At 46.3% G+C, this 15,366-nt stretch carries 13 protein-coding genes and 8 tRNA genes; 1 reads left to right on the top strand and 20 read right to left on the bottom strand.

The window, feature by feature from the left end:
• Nucleotides 1–8: 8 nt before the first annotated feature.
• The 20 genes from oadA to cysP all read right to left on the bottom strand — a co-directional run bounded on the left by oadA (nucleotide 9) and on the right by cysP (nucleotide 14,256).
• The gene (oadA, locus tag CCZ37_RS02320; protein WP_167372369.1) at nucleotides 9–1,793 is read right to left on the bottom strand and encodes a sodium-extruding oxaloacetate decarboxylase subunit alpha; all 1,785 of its coding nucleotides are present in this window, start codon (nucleotides 1,791–1,793) and stop codon (nucleotides 9–11) included.
• Nucleotides 1,794–1,817: 24 nt separating this feature from the next.
• The gene (locus CCZ37_RS02315) at nucleotides 1,818–2,072 is read right to left on the bottom strand and encodes an oxaloacetate decarboxylase subunit gamma (protein ID WP_094499645.1); all 255 of its coding nucleotides are present in this window, start codon (nucleotides 2,070–2,072) and stop codon (nucleotides 1,818–1,820) included.
• A gap of 372 nt (nucleotides 2,073–2,444) precedes the next feature.
• Nucleotides 2,445–2,521, bottom strand: a tRNA-Arg gene (locus CCZ37_RS02310).
• A 66-nt stretch (nucleotides 2,522–2,587) separates the two neighbouring features.
• Nucleotides 2,588–2,664: transfer RNA gene (locus tag CCZ37_RS02305), tRNA-Arg, on the bottom strand.
• A 36-nt stretch (nucleotides 2,665–2,700) separates the two neighbouring features.
• Nucleotides 2,701–2,777: transfer RNA gene (locus CCZ37_RS02300), tRNA-Arg, on the bottom strand.
• Nucleotides 2,778–2,843: 66 nt separating this feature from the next.
• Nucleotides 2,844–2,920, bottom strand: a tRNA-Arg gene (locus CCZ37_RS02295).
• A 36-nt stretch (nucleotides 2,921–2,956) separates the two neighbouring features.
• A tRNA-Arg gene (locus CCZ37_RS02290) sits at nucleotides 2,957–3,033 on the bottom strand.
• A 66-nt stretch (nucleotides 3,034–3,099) separates the two neighbouring features.
• A tRNA-Ser gene (locus CCZ37_RS02285) sits at nucleotides 3,100–3,192 on the bottom strand.
• A 31-nt stretch (nucleotides 3,193–3,223) separates the two neighbouring features.
• Nucleotides 3,224–3,300, bottom strand: a tRNA-Arg gene (locus CCZ37_RS02280).
• A 41-nt stretch (nucleotides 3,301–3,341) separates the two neighbouring features.
• A tRNA-Ser gene (locus CCZ37_RS02275) sits at nucleotides 3,342–3,434 on the bottom strand.
• 186 nt (nucleotides 3,435–3,620) lie between these two features.
• The gene (gene csrA / locus CCZ37_RS02270; RefSeq protein ID WP_010320440.1) at nucleotides 3,621–3,818 is read right to left on the bottom strand and encodes a carbon storage regulator CsrA; all 198 of its coding nucleotides are present in this window, start codon (nucleotides 3,816–3,818) and stop codon (nucleotides 3,621–3,623) included.
• A 92-nt stretch (nucleotides 3,819–3,910) separates the two neighbouring features.
• On the bottom strand, nucleotides 3,911–5,098 hold the full coding sequence (locus CCZ37_RS02265) for an aspartate kinase (protein WP_094499644.1): 1,188 nt from the start codon (nucleotides 5,096–5,098) through the stop codon (nucleotides 3,911–3,913).
• A 205-nt stretch (nucleotides 5,099–5,303) separates the two neighbouring features.
• On the bottom strand, nucleotides 5,304–7,886 hold the full coding sequence (gene alaS, locus CCZ37_RS02260; RefSeq protein WP_094499643.1) for an alanine--tRNA ligase: 2,583 nt from the start codon (nucleotides 7,884–7,886) through the stop codon (nucleotides 5,304–5,306).
• A gap of 121 nt (nucleotides 7,887–8,007) precedes the next feature.
• Complete coding sequence (recX, locus tag CCZ37_RS02255) at nucleotides 8,008–8,511, bottom strand: recombination regulator RecX (protein WP_017046721.1); 504 nt, start codon at nucleotides 8,509–8,511, stop codon at nucleotides 8,008–8,010.
• A gap of 35 nt (nucleotides 8,512–8,546) precedes the next feature.
• Nucleotides 8,547–9,593, bottom strand: a complete 1,047-nt coding sequence (recA, locus tag CCZ37_RS02250) for a recombinase RecA (RefSeq protein WP_010320444.1) — start codon at nucleotides 9,591–9,593, stop codon at nucleotides 8,547–8,549.
• Between the two features lie 133 nt (nucleotides 9,594–9,726).
• Complete coding sequence (pncC, locus tag CCZ37_RS02245; RefSeq protein WP_094499642.1) at nucleotides 9,727–10,218, bottom strand: nicotinamide-nucleotide amidase; 492 nt, start codon at nucleotides 10,216–10,218, stop codon at nucleotides 9,727–9,729.
• Between the two features lie 114 nt (nucleotides 10,219–10,332).
• Entirely contained in the window at nucleotides 10,333–11,460 is a 1,128-nt protein-coding gene (locus CCZ37_RS02240; protein WP_017043744.1) for a sulfate/molybdate ABC transporter ATP-binding protein, read from the bottom strand.
• Nucleotides 11,457–12,320, bottom strand: coding sequence for a sulfate ABC transporter permease subunit CysW (gene cysW / locus CCZ37_RS02235; protein ID WP_010320447.1), 864 nt, complete (start codon nucleotides 12,318–12,320; stop codon nucleotides 11,457–11,459). The genes CCZ37_RS02240 and cysW overlap by 4 nt, the downstream gene beginning before the upstream one ends.
• Nucleotides 12,321–12,330: 10 nt before the next feature.
• A complete protein-coding gene (gene cysT, locus CCZ37_RS02230) occupies nucleotides 12,331–13,188 on the bottom strand; it encodes a sulfate/thiosulfate ABC transporter permease CysT (RefSeq protein ID WP_017046719.1) in 858 nt (285 codons plus the stop codon).
• Between the two features lie 66 nt (nucleotides 13,189–13,254).
• A complete protein-coding gene (cysP, locus tag CCZ37_RS02225) occupies nucleotides 13,255–14,256 on the bottom strand; it encodes a thiosulfate ABC transporter substrate-binding protein CysP (protein WP_094499641.1) in 1,002 nt (333 codons plus the stop codon).
• Nucleotides 14,257–14,468: 212 nt separating this feature from the next.
• On the opposite strand from cysP, the gene cysM reads away from it, so the two are divergent.
• A complete protein-coding gene (gene cysM / locus CCZ37_RS02220) occupies nucleotides 14,469–15,359 on the top strand; it encodes a cysteine synthase CysM (RefSeq protein ID WP_047688250.1) in 891 nt (296 codons plus the stop codon).
• Nucleotides 15,360–15,366: the final 7 nt, after the last annotated feature.

Below are 15,366 nucleotides of genomic sequence, written 5' to 3'. Positions count from 1 at the left end.
GTTCTCCCTTACGCTAAGCTCAGCAATGGTGCACCAACAGTCACAGCATCACCCTCTTTGACATGAAGATCTTGAACAATACCGCCACGTGCCGCACGGATCTCGGTTTCCATCTTCATCGCTTCCAGAATCACTAACACATCCCCTTCTAACACCTCAGAACCGGCTTGAACATTCACTTTAAAAATGTTGCCAGCGAGTGGTGAAGGAACCGCTTCTGCATTGTTACTTGCCGGCACGGCCGATGACTGTGCTGCTTGAGACTGGCTGGCAGCAATTGAGCTAAGCTGGCCTTGTGGCCCCACTTCAACCGTGTAAATTTGCCCATCCACTTTAACACTGTAGGTTTCAATACCACCTTTTGTCACAACGGTGGCAGGTGTAGGTTTGGCTGACTCCACGGTTGGCGCAGGCTCAAATGCATCTGGATTGTGACGATTTTTCAAGAACTTCAAACCAACTTGCGGGAACAATGCATAAGTCAGAACATCATCCACCGTATCTGCCGCTAATGAAATTCCCTCTGCTTTTGCCTTTTCAAGCAATTCAGTGGTCAACACGGCCATTTCTGCATCCAACAAATCGGCTGGACGGCAAGTGATCGGCGTAAGATTACCCAACACCTTGGCTTGCAACTCAGTATTCACTGGCGCAGGCGTGGCACCGTATTCACCTTTTAATACCCCTGCAGTTTCTTTCGTGATGCTCTTATAGCGCTCACCAGTCAGGACGTTGATCACCGCTTGTGTTCCTACGATTTGAGATGTTGGAGTCACAAGGGGAATGAAACCTAAATCTTTTCGCACACGAGGGATCTCTTCAAGAACCTCATCAAGGCGATCGGCCGCTCCTTGTTCTTTTAGTTGACCTTCCATATTCGTCAACATACCACCAGGAACCTGCGCAATAAGAATACGAGAATCGACACCTTTTAACTGTCCTTCCCATTTAGCGTATTTCTTACGCACTTCACGAAAATAAGTGGCAATCGGTTCAAGCTGTGTCAGGCTCAGGCCCGTATCACGCTCGGTTCCTTCAAGCATAGCGACCACTGTCTCGGTTGGTGTGTGCCCGTAAGTTTGGCTCATTGACGAGATAGCGGTATCCAAAATATCGATACCAGCTTCTACCGCTTTAACGGCTGTTGCCGCTGAAAGACCAGTCGTTGCATGGCTGTGCAGCGCTAAAGGTACGGCACAAGAGGATTTAATACGGGTGATCAGATCTTCAGCTTCATACGGCTTGAGCAACCCTGACATATCTTTAATACACAAAGAGTGGCAACCGAGATCTTCCAACCGCTTGGCAAGATCAACCCAAGTATCTGAATTATGAACAGGGCTAGTGGTGTAAGACAGTGTGCCCTGCGCGTGTGCGCCAACATCAATTGTCGCTTTGACCGCTTTTTCAAAATTGCGAACATCATTCATCGCATCAAAAATACGGAAAACATCCATACCATTCGCGTGAGCTCGTTCGACAAACTTTTCAACAACATCATCGGCATAGTGGCGATAGCCTAGTAAATTCTGGCCGCGTAGCAACATTTGCATTGGGGTGTTGGGCATCGCTTGCTTAAGCGAACGTAAACGCTCCCATGGATCTTCACCGAGAAAACGGATGCAAGCATCAAACGTTGCTCCTCCCCAAGTTTCCAGTGACCAATAACCGATCTTATCGAGCTCTGCTGCAATAGGCAGCATGTCTTCGATACGCATGCGCGTGGCAAATAGTGACTGATGGGCATCACGAAGGACCACATCCGTAATAGCTAGTGGTTTAGACATGCTCATAAACTCCTTTTCATCCTTTCTATGCTATTTAGCTAATGCGCGGTGCTGATGCACTGCTGCAGAAATTGCCGCCACAATTTGCGGGCTCACAGCTGAAGGGTTTGGTTGAACTTTTCGATGTTGAATCGGCGCTGCGATCGGTTGTGGTACTTCTTCCGGTACCAAGGTTGACATTAACCGAACGAGATAAACGAGAATAGTTAGAAAAATAAAGACTACAGCCATCCCTGTCATCATAAGGGTGGCGGCGTCAACTAATAGGCTTCCAATAGTAGTCATGTTGCTTCCTTTTTGTGTCATCCTGACAACAATTGCTACGCATTTTTACAAATGCGATCTTGGCAAGTGGACTAGGATTATCTCGATTGGTTAATAATTGTCAATTTTGTTTAAGGGACTCTTGTAGATAACACACAAAATCGGCGAACAATTACTCACACAAATCACAAAACTCTGAATTTTCTCTATTAAGAAGGGCATTTAACTAGCCAATACGGCTACGTTAATCAAAAAATGATGCAGATACTGAGAGGGAGTTAAAACATTGCAGATTAACAAGATAAAACAAATAGTTGCCATTTTCAATTTAACAAAATAGCAACAAAAAACCAACATAAAAAAGCCCCGCATAATGCGAGGCTTCTTAATAAATGGCGCGCTCAGGAGGATTCGAACCTCCGACCGCCTGGTTCGTAGCCAGGTACTCTATCCAGCTGAGCTATGAGCGCGCAAAGTTTTGATATTAATCAGCGATAATCGCTAACAGTATCAGGATCAATGATCCTTTGAATAAGTGGCGCGTCCTGGAGGATTCGAACCTCCGACCGCCTGGTTCGTAGCCAGGTACTCTATCCAGCTGAGCTAAGGACGCGCAGAGTTAATGACAGCATCACTAACTTTCAATAAGTGGCGCGCTCAGGAGGATTCGAACCTCCGACCGCCTGGTTCGTAGCCAGGTACTCTATCCAGCTGAGCTATGAGCGCGCAAAGTTTTGATATTAATCAGCGATAATCGCTAACAGTATCAGGATCAATGACCCTTTAAATAAGTGGCGCGTCCTGGAGGATTCGAACCTCCGACCGCCTGGTTCGTAGCCAGGTACTCTATCCAGCTGAGCTAAGGACGCACGGAGTTAATGACAGTATCACTAACTTTCAATAAGTGGCGCGCTCAGGAGGATTCGAACCTCCGACCGCCTGGTTCGTAGCCAGGTACTCTATCCAGCTGAGCTATGAGCGCGCAAGATGTGAATTACATCACAAAAATTTTATTTCTGAACAAAAAAATTGACCAATGGTCAATAAATGGCGGTGAGGGAGGGATTCGAACCCTCGATACGGCTATAAACCGTATACTCCCTTAGCAGGGGAGCGCCTTCGGCCTCTCGGCCACCTCACCGCATTTTCACATTCAATCTTACGAAAGAATATGGCGCGTCCTGGAGGATTCGAACCTCCGACCGCCTGGTTCGTAGCCAGGTACTCTATCCAGCTGAGCTAAGGACGCACATTGTTCTTTATTTGGATGCTAAACCAAATAAGCAAGAATGGCGGTGAGGGAGGGATTCGAACCCTCGATACGGCTATAAACCGTATACTCCCTTAGCAGGGGAGCGCCTTCGGCCTCTCGGCCACCTCACCGTCTTGCGGAGGCACATATTACTTTTTACCAAAAATATGTCAAACACTTTCTTGGTAAAAGCGACAAAAATCAAATCAACCGTTGGCTATTTAATCAAAGCGCTGTGAAATTAAACTTTTCTGTCATATCAGTGACTTCAAAGCATAAAAAAGGCCAGCAAAATTCGCTAGCCTACCTTGTGATAATTAGTAGTTGCTAGGTGCAACACTACCATTACCTTTTTCAGCTTGAATGCGCATGTAGATTTCTTCACGGTGGACAGAAACCTCTTTCGGTGCATTCACACCAATACGCACTTGGTTACCTTTTACACCAAGAACTGTTACTGTCACTTCATCACCGATCATTAGTGTTTCGCCAACGCGGCGAGTCAAAATTAGCATTCTTTGCTCCTTGAGTAATCTCTGTATTATATTGCAACTACGCTATTATCCACTAAAAGTTATATTTTCGTAAACTATCTATTAGTGCGCTCTCACCCTAAAGAGACATGTTTTAGGTGAGAAGCTAATAGCTCATCTGACGTTATATAGGCCTCATGTAAAATATTTGCTGCCTTATCAACATGTTGTGGCAGCATAACTAGCATTAACGATTGTTTATCAACCGAAAGGGATTTCACTTCGATCCCTTGTTCTGCCAGTAATTCACATGAGCGTTCAACTAATTCCTGAGCCAGTAAACCTACCGTGGTCAATAAACTAACGGGCTCACTATTACGGATTTTTTCATTGAAAACCAGAGCTAATTTAGCACAAGCGTCTCGTTTTATAATGACACCTGTCCATTCTGCCTCTTCGATCACACTCCACACTTCCACACCGAGCATTTGGCACTGCTTGGCTAAACTCGGGAAATGATCATGTTGCACAGTAATAAGCGCCATGTCGCGTTGAATCGCAATGCCACATACTGCTTTATGACACTGCTCACCTTTGATTAGACTGCCTGCGTTTACATCAAAAGTAGACAATACGCGTAAAGGAACTTCATTTTCCCACGCATATTGCACACAAGGTAAATGCAGAACTTTAGCGCCTTTACGTGCCATTTCTTCCATTGACGGGAAATCAACGATCTCTAATTTTTGAGCCGTTGCAACCACACGTGGATCACATGTGTAAACACCATCCACATCAGTGAATATTTGACACTCATCGGCTTTAAGAGCTCCCGCTAGCGTCACAGCGCTAGTATCAGAACCTCCACGTCCTAAAGTGGTGATATCCCCATTCTCATTCACACCCTGAAAACCCGCTACCACCACAATATGATCTTGTGCCAGCAACTCGGTAATCGTTCGAGTATCAATCATTTTAATCGTCGCGTCATTGTGTTGATTATCGGTCACAATGTTCGCTTGAGCTCCGGTTAGTGAGCGAGCTGAATAGCCTAATTTATTGAGTGTCATCGCTAATAGCGCCATAGACACTTGCTCACCAGCAGAGAGCAAAACATCAAGTTCCCTTGCAGTTGGTACACTATCGATTTGTTGTGCTAAGCCCAACAGTCGATTGGTTTCTCCTGACATTGCAGAAACAACTACAACCACTTGATTACCATCATTCTTCGCCTTAATGATGTGTTCAGCGACGGTATGGATTCGTTCTATTGAACCCACCGAGGTTCCGCCAAACTTTTGCACGATAAGGGGCTTTTTCACCTATCTTCACCTTCCCAAGACCAAAGTCTCATTAGGACCAAATCGAAAGCAGATCACTATGTTGAGTATCGATTCAGTAGTTACCAAAACAAAACCAAGCAGATAACTGGCTCGTATCCTATTGCGCCAATTAGATCACTTGGTTTGGTAAATAAAATTACGCCCAATCAAAAAACAGTGATTGAGCGTGACTTATTACAACGGTTTATAGATGCTCAGCAATCCAAGCATCTACGGAAGCTAAAGCGCTAGGCAAGGCATTAACATCCGTACCTCCCGCTTGAGCCATATCCGGGCGGCCGCCACCTTTACCACCCACTTGCAAGGCAACCATATTGACCAGCTCCCCTGCTTTCACTTTAGTGGTAAGATCTTTGGTCACACCCGCAATCAAAGCCACTTTATCATCAGCCACATTACCCAGCATGATAATGCCACTGCCTAACTGATTTTTTAGCTCATCAACCATACCACGCAGCGCTTTGTTATCGGCGCCATTAAGTTGAGCAACTAGCACTTTCACACCCGCAATTTCTTTTACATTGCTGATCAGATTGGCACTTTCTTTCGCTGCAAGTTTATCTTTTAACTGCTGCAACTCTTTTTCCAAAGATTTCGCTTTAGCCGCCATTTCAGCCACTTTGACTTCATATTGAGCCTGCTGTTGATCCAATAGATCCAGCGCGCCTTCACCCGTCACTGCTTCAATACGACGAATGCCAGCGGCAATACCGCCTTCAGAAACTATTTTGAATAGGCCGATGTCACCGGTGTTACTTGCGTGAATACCACCACACAGTTCGGTTGAGAAATCACCCATCGACAATACACGAACTTCATCGTCGTACTTTTCACCAAACAGCGCCATGGCACCTTTGGCTTTTGCCGCTTCGATGTCCATAATATTGGTTTCAATCGTGTGGTTACGGCGAATTTGCGCGTTCACTAGACGTTCCACTTCTTTTAGCTCTGCGGGCGTCATTGCTTCTAAATGAGAGAAGTCAAAACGCAAGCTTTCCGCTTTTACCAATGAGCCTTTTTGCGCCACGTGCGAACCTAATACTTGGCGAAGTGCAGCATGCAACAAATGTGTGGCGGAGTGGTTCAGTGAAATTGCAGCGCGGCGCTTAGCATCAACAATGGCTTTCGCTTCATCGCCTTTGGCGAGTACGCCCTCGATGAGTTCACCGTGATGAGCAATGGCGTTGCCGAGTTTTTGTGTATCTGCAACTTTAAACAGGCCCGTGGCCGTTTGAATAACACCCGCATCACCACATTGACCACCGGATTCAGCGTAGAAAGGTGTTTCGCCCAAGATCAAAATCGCTTTATCACCCGCAGATAGAGTGTCAACTTCATTGCCGTCAACAAACATAGCGGCAATGCGGCTCTCGCCTTGTGTCGCGCTGTAGCCACAGAAAGCGGTATTGGTATCAACTTTAATGATTGCATTGTAGTCAGTGCCAAATTGGCCCGCTTCACGCGCTCGTTGACGCTGCTCTTCCATCGCTTTTTCGAAACCTAGTTCGTCAATGGTCAGCTCACGTTCACGTGCAACATCATTAGTTAAATCAGCCGGAAAACCGTAGGTATCGTAAAGTTTAAAGACAGTTTCACCATCCAGTACGCTACCCTCTAAATTATCGAGTGCATCATTGAGGATCGCCATACCGCGTTCAAGAGTGCGACCGAAGTTCTCTTCTTCAATGCGCAGCACTTTTTCTACAAGCGCTTGCTGCTTTTTCAGTTCTTCACCAGCCGTTCCCATCACTTGTGCTAATGGGCCAACCAGTTTGTGGAAGAAGGCACCTTGTGCGCCCAATTTATTACCATGACGTACCGCTCGACGAATAATCCGACGCAGTACATAGCCACGGCCTTCATTCGATGGCATCACACCATCCACAATCAAGAAAGCACAAGAACGGATGTGATCAGCAACAACGCGTAGCGATTGATTGGAAAGATCGTCATAACCCGTTACATCAGCGGCGGCTTTAATCAAGGCTTGAAACACATCAATTTCATAGTTTGAGTGAACACCCTGCATGATCGCAGAAATACGTTCAATACCCATACCGGTATCAACGGAAGGTTTTGGAAGTGGCTCCATCGTGCCATCGGCATGACGGTTAAACTGCATGAATACGTTGTTCCAAATTTCAATGAAACGATCGCCATCTTCCTCTGCCGAACCTGGAGGACCACCCCAGATATGATCGCCATGATCGTAGAAAATTTCAGTACAAGGACCACACGGACCCGTATCACCCATTTGCCAGAAGTTGTCTGACTCATAAGCTTTACCACCCGGTTTATCGCCAATGCGAATAATGCGCTCAGCCGGAATGCCTACTTTTTTGTTCCAGATATCAAATGCTTCATCATCGGTTTCATACACGGTAACCAGTAGACGATCAGCGGGCAACTTGAGTGTTACAGTAAGAAACTCCCACGCGTATGCGATAGCGTCTTCTTTGAAGTAATCGCCAAAGCTGAAGTTACCCAACATTTCAAAAAAGGTATGGTGACGAGCGGTAAAACCAACGTTTTCCAGATCGTTATGCTTACCACCAGCTCGCACACAACGTTGAGCCGTTGTTGCACGTGTATAAGCACGCTTTTCTAAACCAAGAAAACAATCTTTAAATTGGTTCATTCCTGCATTTGTGAACAACAGGGTTGGGTCATTAGCGGGGACTAATGATGAACTATCAACAATTTGGTGTCCTTTACTTTCAAAGAACGAGAGGAACGCGCGGCGAACCTCATCAGTGCTCATAAACATGCAGCTCTTCCTGAAATACTCAAGTTAGAATTTTGCGTTATTGTAAAGCATGGACAAGAGTTCGACTAGTTTTCTTATAGAAAAGGCATGGCAGGAAATAAATTGCGGATCAGACGAAGAGTTAAGCTTCCGATGATGATAAAGCGTAGCTAATTTGCTCGAAGCTAAAACCTCGATACTGCAAAAAACGCACTTGTTTGGCATGTTCTTTTGAACCTTTTTCTGCTGGTTCTCTGAATTTTTTTTCAGCCACCGCTTTTGCCAATTCAAACCAATCTTGAGGCTCTTGATGTAAAGCGGTTTCAATATCATCGCTACTGACTCTTTTTTGGCTCAGCTCTTGTCGAATACGCCGCTCACCATGACCTTTAGTGACATGTTGTCTTATTTGACTTGCGGCATAGCGCAGTTCATCCAAATAATGGTTCTCAAGGCAGTAACTCATTGTTTGGACGATAATTTCCGTATCATACCCTTTACTAATGAGCTTTTGCTGTAGCTCATGCTCGCTATGATCTCGTCGGCTCAGTAATTGCAATGCGCACTCTTTGCACGATAACGTCGATTTGAATTTAGAGGAATACATACTGTCCCTATTGGTCATGGATAAAACAAAGCCCTGCATTGCAGGGCTTTGTTGAAATATAAACGTGGAGAATATTACAACTCTTCTTCTTGAGGCATTTCGCTCAAAATAGGTTCTTCAACAATTAACTCGGCTGGATTGAGCAGCATTTCACGTAACTTAGTATCAAGAGCCATAGCTGCAGCTGGATTCTCTCTCAAGAATTTACAGGCGTTTGCTTTACCTTGACCAATTTTATCACCGTTATAGCTATACCAAGCGCCCGCTTTCTCAACCAATTTATGTTTCACGCCAAGATCAACCAATTCACCTTCACGGTTAAAACCTTGTCCGTAAAGGATTTGAGTATCCGCTTGCTTAAAGGGAGCCGCGATTTTGTTCTTCACCACTTTAATACGCGTTTCGTTACCCACGACTTCGTCACCCTCTTTGATAGAGCCTGTACGACGAATATCTAAACGAACTGAAGCGTAGAATTTAAGGGCATTACCACCTGTTGTGGTTTCAGGGTTACCAAACATCACACCAATTTTCATACGGATCTGGTTAATGAAGATGCACATGCAGTTGGACTGTTTTAAGTTACCCGTTAACTTACGCATCGCTTGAGAAAGCATACGTGCTTGGAGGCCCATGTGGCTATCGCCCATTTCACCTTCAATTTCAGCTTTTGGTGTCAGTGCAGCCACAGAGTCAATCACGATAACATCAATGGCACCAGAACGAGCCAAGGCATCACAAATTTCAAGCGCTTGTTCACCCGTATCAGGTTGTGAAACCAACAGCTCATCAATGTTGACACCCAGTTTTTTAGCATAAATTGGGTCAAGGGCATGTTCTGCATCGATAAAAGCACAGGTTTTACCCACTCGTTGTGCTGCTGCGATCAATTCCAGCGTTAAGGTTGTTTTTCCTGATGATTCAGGGCCGTAAACTTCAACGATACGTCCCATTGGTAAACCGCCAGCACCCAATGCAATATCCAAAGAAAGTGAACCGGTAGAAATGGTTTCAACATCCATTGTACGGTTGTCACCAAGGCGCATGATCGAACCTTTACCAAATTGCTTTTCAATTTGACCCAGTGCTGCGGCTAGCGCCTTCTGCTTATTTTCGTCCATTACTTTCTCCAAACTGTCGCTGTGGGTAGCGGCTCGTTAAATTTTTTATCGACTCTTTAGTCGCCAATTGGGGTTAATTATACTGTTGATTCATACAGTGTCTATAGCTGTGTCGAAAAAATTTCGACTAGGTTCAATTTGGCTGCGATAAAAAGTGACTCACCACTTGTAATGCATGAGTAATCGCCTGCTTGCGCACCTGCGCTCGATCGCCTTTAAAACAAAGCGTCTCAGCTCGTTCCCAGCCCTGCTTAGAAGCCCATGCAAAGCACACGGTTCCCACTGGTTTTTCTGCGCTACCGCCATCAGGACCAGCAATGCCACTGATCGCGACACCAATAGTGGCTTGGGAATGCAAAAGTGCCCCTTGCACCATTTCGCGCACCACGGGTTCGGAAACCGCGCCAAAATCCACCAGTGTCTGTGTTTTGACGCCGAGCATCTCTTGTTTAGCGAGGTTACTGTAGGTCACAAATGATCGTTCAAACCAAGCCGAACTTCCAGCAACCTCGGTAAGTGCAAATGCCACACCACCGCCAGTGCATGATTCAGCACTGGTGAGGATCTCTTTTTGTGCTAACAATTGCTGACCTAATTGCTCACTTAATGCAAAAATCGCCTTCATTACGCCTTCTCCAAAACCACGTTATTTTCGCTTGAACCTTTATAGCAGATTGAATCTCCAGAAAACAGAATGGGCACGCAAGCGTACCCATTCTCAATCGTTCGTCCGTTGTATTTAGATCTCAAACATCAAACTATCTGCGTCTAAGAATGGCCAACGAATGGTGTGCGGAGTACTGCTCTCCCCACCAAAAAAGTATCCCACTTGTGGTGTAGCAAAGGTTTTGTCGCCTCGTGTAAGTGGTTGTTCACTCAATGCTCTATGGGTTAATTTTGCTTCCCATAATTGCTCACTCTCCCAGCCGACTGGCGCAAGTTCCACTCGCACTTCCGCGCCAACAGGATTGACAGAGACCACTTCAAAAGGCAATGAAGCTTGGCTATTTTGTTTGTTCGATAGGCTCAACTCATGGCTGCGCACATACAACTTCCCTGATTGATTAATCGCGTGATCTTTCGGCGGTAAGATAAACGATTGACCATTGACCCACTGCTCGTTATTCCAGTTGGCTTGGAAGACATTCACATTGCCAAAAAAATCAAAGACGAAGCGACTGTTCGGTTGAGCATAAAGCTGCACTGGCGAGTCGATCTGTTCGATGCGGCCATTGCTCATCACGACCACGCGATCAGAGAGTTCAAGTGCTTCATCTTGATCGTGGGTGACAAATACGCTCGTAAAACCGAGCTCTTCGTGCAAGCTGCGCAACCAGCGGCGCAATTCTTTACGCACTTTGGCATCCAGTGCGCCAAAAGGCTCATCCAGCAGTAGCACTTCCGGCTTTGTTGCAAGAGCGCGAGCCAAGGCGATGCGCTGCTTTTGCCCGCCGGACAGTTGTTCAGGATAGCGCTCAGCTAAATGGCCAAGTTGTACAATATCCAATAGCTGTTTGACTCTTTTGGTGATTTCCGCCGCCGCTGGTCTATGACGGCGATCCATCACTTGCAAACCAAACGCGACATTGTCGGCCACCGTCATATGACGAAAAAGTGCGTAGTTTTGGAACACAAAGCCAACTCGGCGCTCGCGGACGTGGACATGAGTCACATCGCGATCTCGAAAATGAATCGTTCCGCTATCAGCACCTTCAAGGCCGGCAATAATGCGCAACAAAGTGGTTTTGCCTGAGCCTGAAGGACCAAGTAAGCCAATCATCTCGCCATCATCAATCTGTAACGAGAGCGGAGAGAGCGCTTGAAATTGACCAAATTGTTTGGAAATGTTGTCTAAACGTATACTCATACCGTCTCTTGCTCTCTGTTCGTTTTTGTCTGATTGTTGTGTTGACGCCATTCAACATAAGCTTTAAAAACTAGGGTTAATAATGCAATGAAAGCCAATAGCGAGGCGCTAGCAAACGCCGCTTCCGATTGATAATCTTCATACAGTAGCTGCACGTGTAGTGGTAAGGTATTGGTTTCACCACGAATATTGCCCGACACAACCGCTACTGCGCCAAATTCACCAATGGCACGCGCATTGGTTAGGATGACACCGTAAATCAACGCCCATTTAATATTCGGTAAGGTGACGCGACGAAACAGTTGCCACCAAGATGCACCCAAAATAACCGCGGCTTCTTCATCCGAGCGGCCTTGCTGCTGCATCAGCGGGATCAGCTCACGCGCGACAAACGGGCAAGTCACAAAAACCGTGACCAATAAAATTCCCGGCCAAGCAAACATCACTTGCAGATCGCGCTCAAACAACCACTCGCCCAACCAACCGCTGCTGCCGTAAAGCAGTAAATACAGAAGGCCTGCAACAACCGGTGATACGGCAAACGGAATATCAATTAAAGTGGTTAATATTTTTCTACCCGGAAATTCAAAACGAGTCACTGCCCAAGCCAATAACACGCCGAACACTAAGTTAATTGGCACCGTGAGTAGCGCAACTAGCAGTGTTAAACCAATGGCATGACGCGTATCGGGTTCAATTAAATGACTAATATAAGTCGATAAACCACTGGCAAAGGCTTGTTTGAAAATGCTCACTAGCGGGATAATCAGCAACAATGCAACCCAAAACAGCGCAAAGCCAATCAAACTCCACTTCACCCAAGGTGCTTCACCGACTCGTAACGGTTGATGTACTTTCATCATCGGTTCCTTAACGTCCATGAATTCGACGCAGGTATGCGCCCTGCCATAGATTGATCAGTAGTAGCAGTGATAACGATGCCATCAATACTACCGAAGCAATGGCACTCGCCGCCGGAAAATCAAATTCTTGTAAGCGTACAAAAATCATTAATGAGGTAATTTCACTGACGTAAGGCATATTGCCCGCAATGAAAATCACTGCGCCAAACTCGCCCAAGCTGCGAGTAAATGAGAGTGCAATACCAACCAATAGTGCTGGACGAATCGAAGGCATGATCACTTTCCAAAATACGGCGCTGTCTGATGCGCCTAACGTCATACCCGCTTCTTCCTCTTCTTTGGATATCTCTTCCAAGACGGGTTGTACCGTGCGCACCACAAACGGAATACTGGTAAACGCCATCGCGACAACAATCCCCAAGGGGGTATAAGCCACTTTAATTCCAAGCTCGCCAAGTACGCTGCCCACCCAGCCATTGGATGAGTAAAGCGTCGCCAACGTGATGCCTGCAACGGCGGTAGGCAAAGCAAACGGTAAATCGACTAAAGCATCAAGAATACGTTTGCCATAAAAATCATAACGAACCAGCACCCAAGCGAGTAATAATCCTAGCAAGCCATTAAACAATGAGGCGATGAGTGCCGCGCCCACCGTTACTTTGTAACTGGCCAGTACACGAGGGTCCGCCACCACCTGCCAATACTCGGTGAGCGACATTTGGCTCGTCTGCATAATCAAACCACTGGCGGGCAATAGCAGCACTAAGCTGACAAAAAACAGCGAAGTACCGAGGCTAATGCCAAATCCGGGCAGCACCCTTTTATGGCGTGGGCGAGATAAAGAAGCGGTGAAGGAATGGCTCATAAACCCTCGAAACAAAACGGATGCCTAAGAAAACCACCCACACTCAACGCAGGTGGCGATGACGAATTAACGACGTTGAAGTTGGTCAAGCTTCGCGCCATTGGCAAAATGAAGCTTCATGGCATTTTCCCACCCGCCAGCAATGCTCTCAACTGTTAGCAATTCAACTTCAGGGAAGCGATCAGCAAATTCTGCGTTCACTTTTTCATCATGAACGCGGTAATTAAACCCAGCCAGCAAACGTTGCGCTTCTTCACTGTACAGATAAGCGAGATATTCGTTGGCTACCTCAAGCGTGCCTTTACGCTTGGCATTTTTTTCCACCACGGCCACGGGAAACTCGGCCAAGATAGAAGTCTTAGGCACCACTACTTGATATTCATCCACGCCATACTGCTGACGAATATTGTTCACTTCAGATTCAAACGTAATCAGCACATCGCCAATGCCGCGTTCAACAAACGAAGTAGTCGCACCACGGCCACCAGTATCAAATACCGCAACATTGGCTAAAAATTGTTTGAGGAATTGATCCTGTTCGGCTTGGTTCTCTTTGCCAAAAGTCTTTTGTGCATAACCGACCGCGGCCAAATAGGTATAACGTGCATTGCCTGAAGTTTTAGGATTGGGGAATACAGAAGCCACATCAGCTTTAGCGAGATCACCCCAATCTTGAATGTTTTTTGGATTTCCCTTGCGCACTAAAAATGCGGTCGTGGAGTAGTAAGGTGAGCTTGCATTGGGCAATTTTTCTTGCCAATTAGCATCGATAAGCTTGCCGCGATCGTACAGCACCTGAACATCCGTTACCTGATTGAATGTCACTACATCGGCGGCTAACCCCTGCAAAATTGAGCGAGCTTGCGCAGATGACCCACCGTGCGACTGTTTGATCTCCACTGTTTGGCCTGTCTTTTGTTGCCAGTGTTTTTCAAACACTGGGTTATAAGAAGCAAACAGCTCGCGAGCGATGTCGTATGATGAGTTGAGAATGGTTTGATCCGCGGCCGAAACATTCAACGATCCTACGGCTAATAAGCTGGCTAAGGCTGACTTGATGAACTTCATATATTGCTACTCCCTAATCACTACGGCCAAAATGGCGTCCTTGGCAATTAGAGTATGAGGAAAATGAATTATAACAAAGAGGATAACTAGAACTTTTTGGAATAAACTCTAGCAATAAATTGTATGCCAATTACCAGCACGACTTTATAGTAGTGCTCGGTAAGGTGGATACGTCACCTTACTCTTCCGAGTACAAAATTAAGGACAACATGATGGCGGACTTTCCAACGATTGAAGCATATGTCGGGCAAACGCCTTTAGTTCGCTTGCAGCGACTGGCGGCTCACACCTCAAGCACCGTATTGGTCAAGCTAGAAGGCAATAACCCAGCAGGTTCAGTCAAAGATCGCCCAGCGCTCAATATGATAGTGCAAGCAGAGCGTCGCCAAGAGATCCAACCGGGCGATACCATCATTGAAGCGACCAGCGGCAACACGGGTATTGCGCTGGCAATGGCGGCCGCCATCAAAGGCTACAAAATGATTTTAATCATGCCGGATAATGCCACCCAAGAGCGTAAAGACGCGATGAAAGCGTATGGTTGTGAGCTCATTTTAGTCAGCAAAGAGCAAGGCATGGAAGGAGCGCGCGATTTAGCATTAAAAATGCAAAGTGAAGGCAAAGGAAAAGTACTCGATCAATTCAATAACCCCGACAACCCGCAAGCTCATTTTGATTCAACTGGCCCAGAAATTTGGCAACAAAGCCACGGGGAAATTACCCACTTTGTCTCAAGTATGGGCACAACGGGCACCATCATGGGCACTTCTCGCTATCTAAAAACGCAAAATCCAGAGATAAGTATTGTCGGTTTACAACCAGCAGAAGGCAGTGCAATTCCGGGCATTCGCCGCTGGCCTCAAGCTTATTTACCCGGCATTTTTGAATCATCACGTGTTGATGTGGTACTCGATATCGAAGAGCAAGATGCCATCAATACAGCTCGTGCTTTGGCAACCCAAGAAGGCATTTGCGCTGGCGTCAGCTCTGGAGGCGCGGTTTTCGCTGCGTTACAAATCGCGCAACAAAATCCCGGAGCGGTGGTTGTCGCCATCATTTGCGATCGAGGCGATCGTTATCTCTCATCCGGTCTTTTTTCTTAGATCAAAT

Origin of the sequence: Vibrio qinghaiensis (assembly GCF_002257545.1) — a bacterium.
GTDB classification, from domain to species: Bacteria; Pseudomonadota; Gammaproteobacteria; order Enterobacterales; family Vibrionaceae; genus Vibrio; species Vibrio ordalii.
This window is presented reverse-complemented; position numbering and strand designations above follow the sequence as displayed.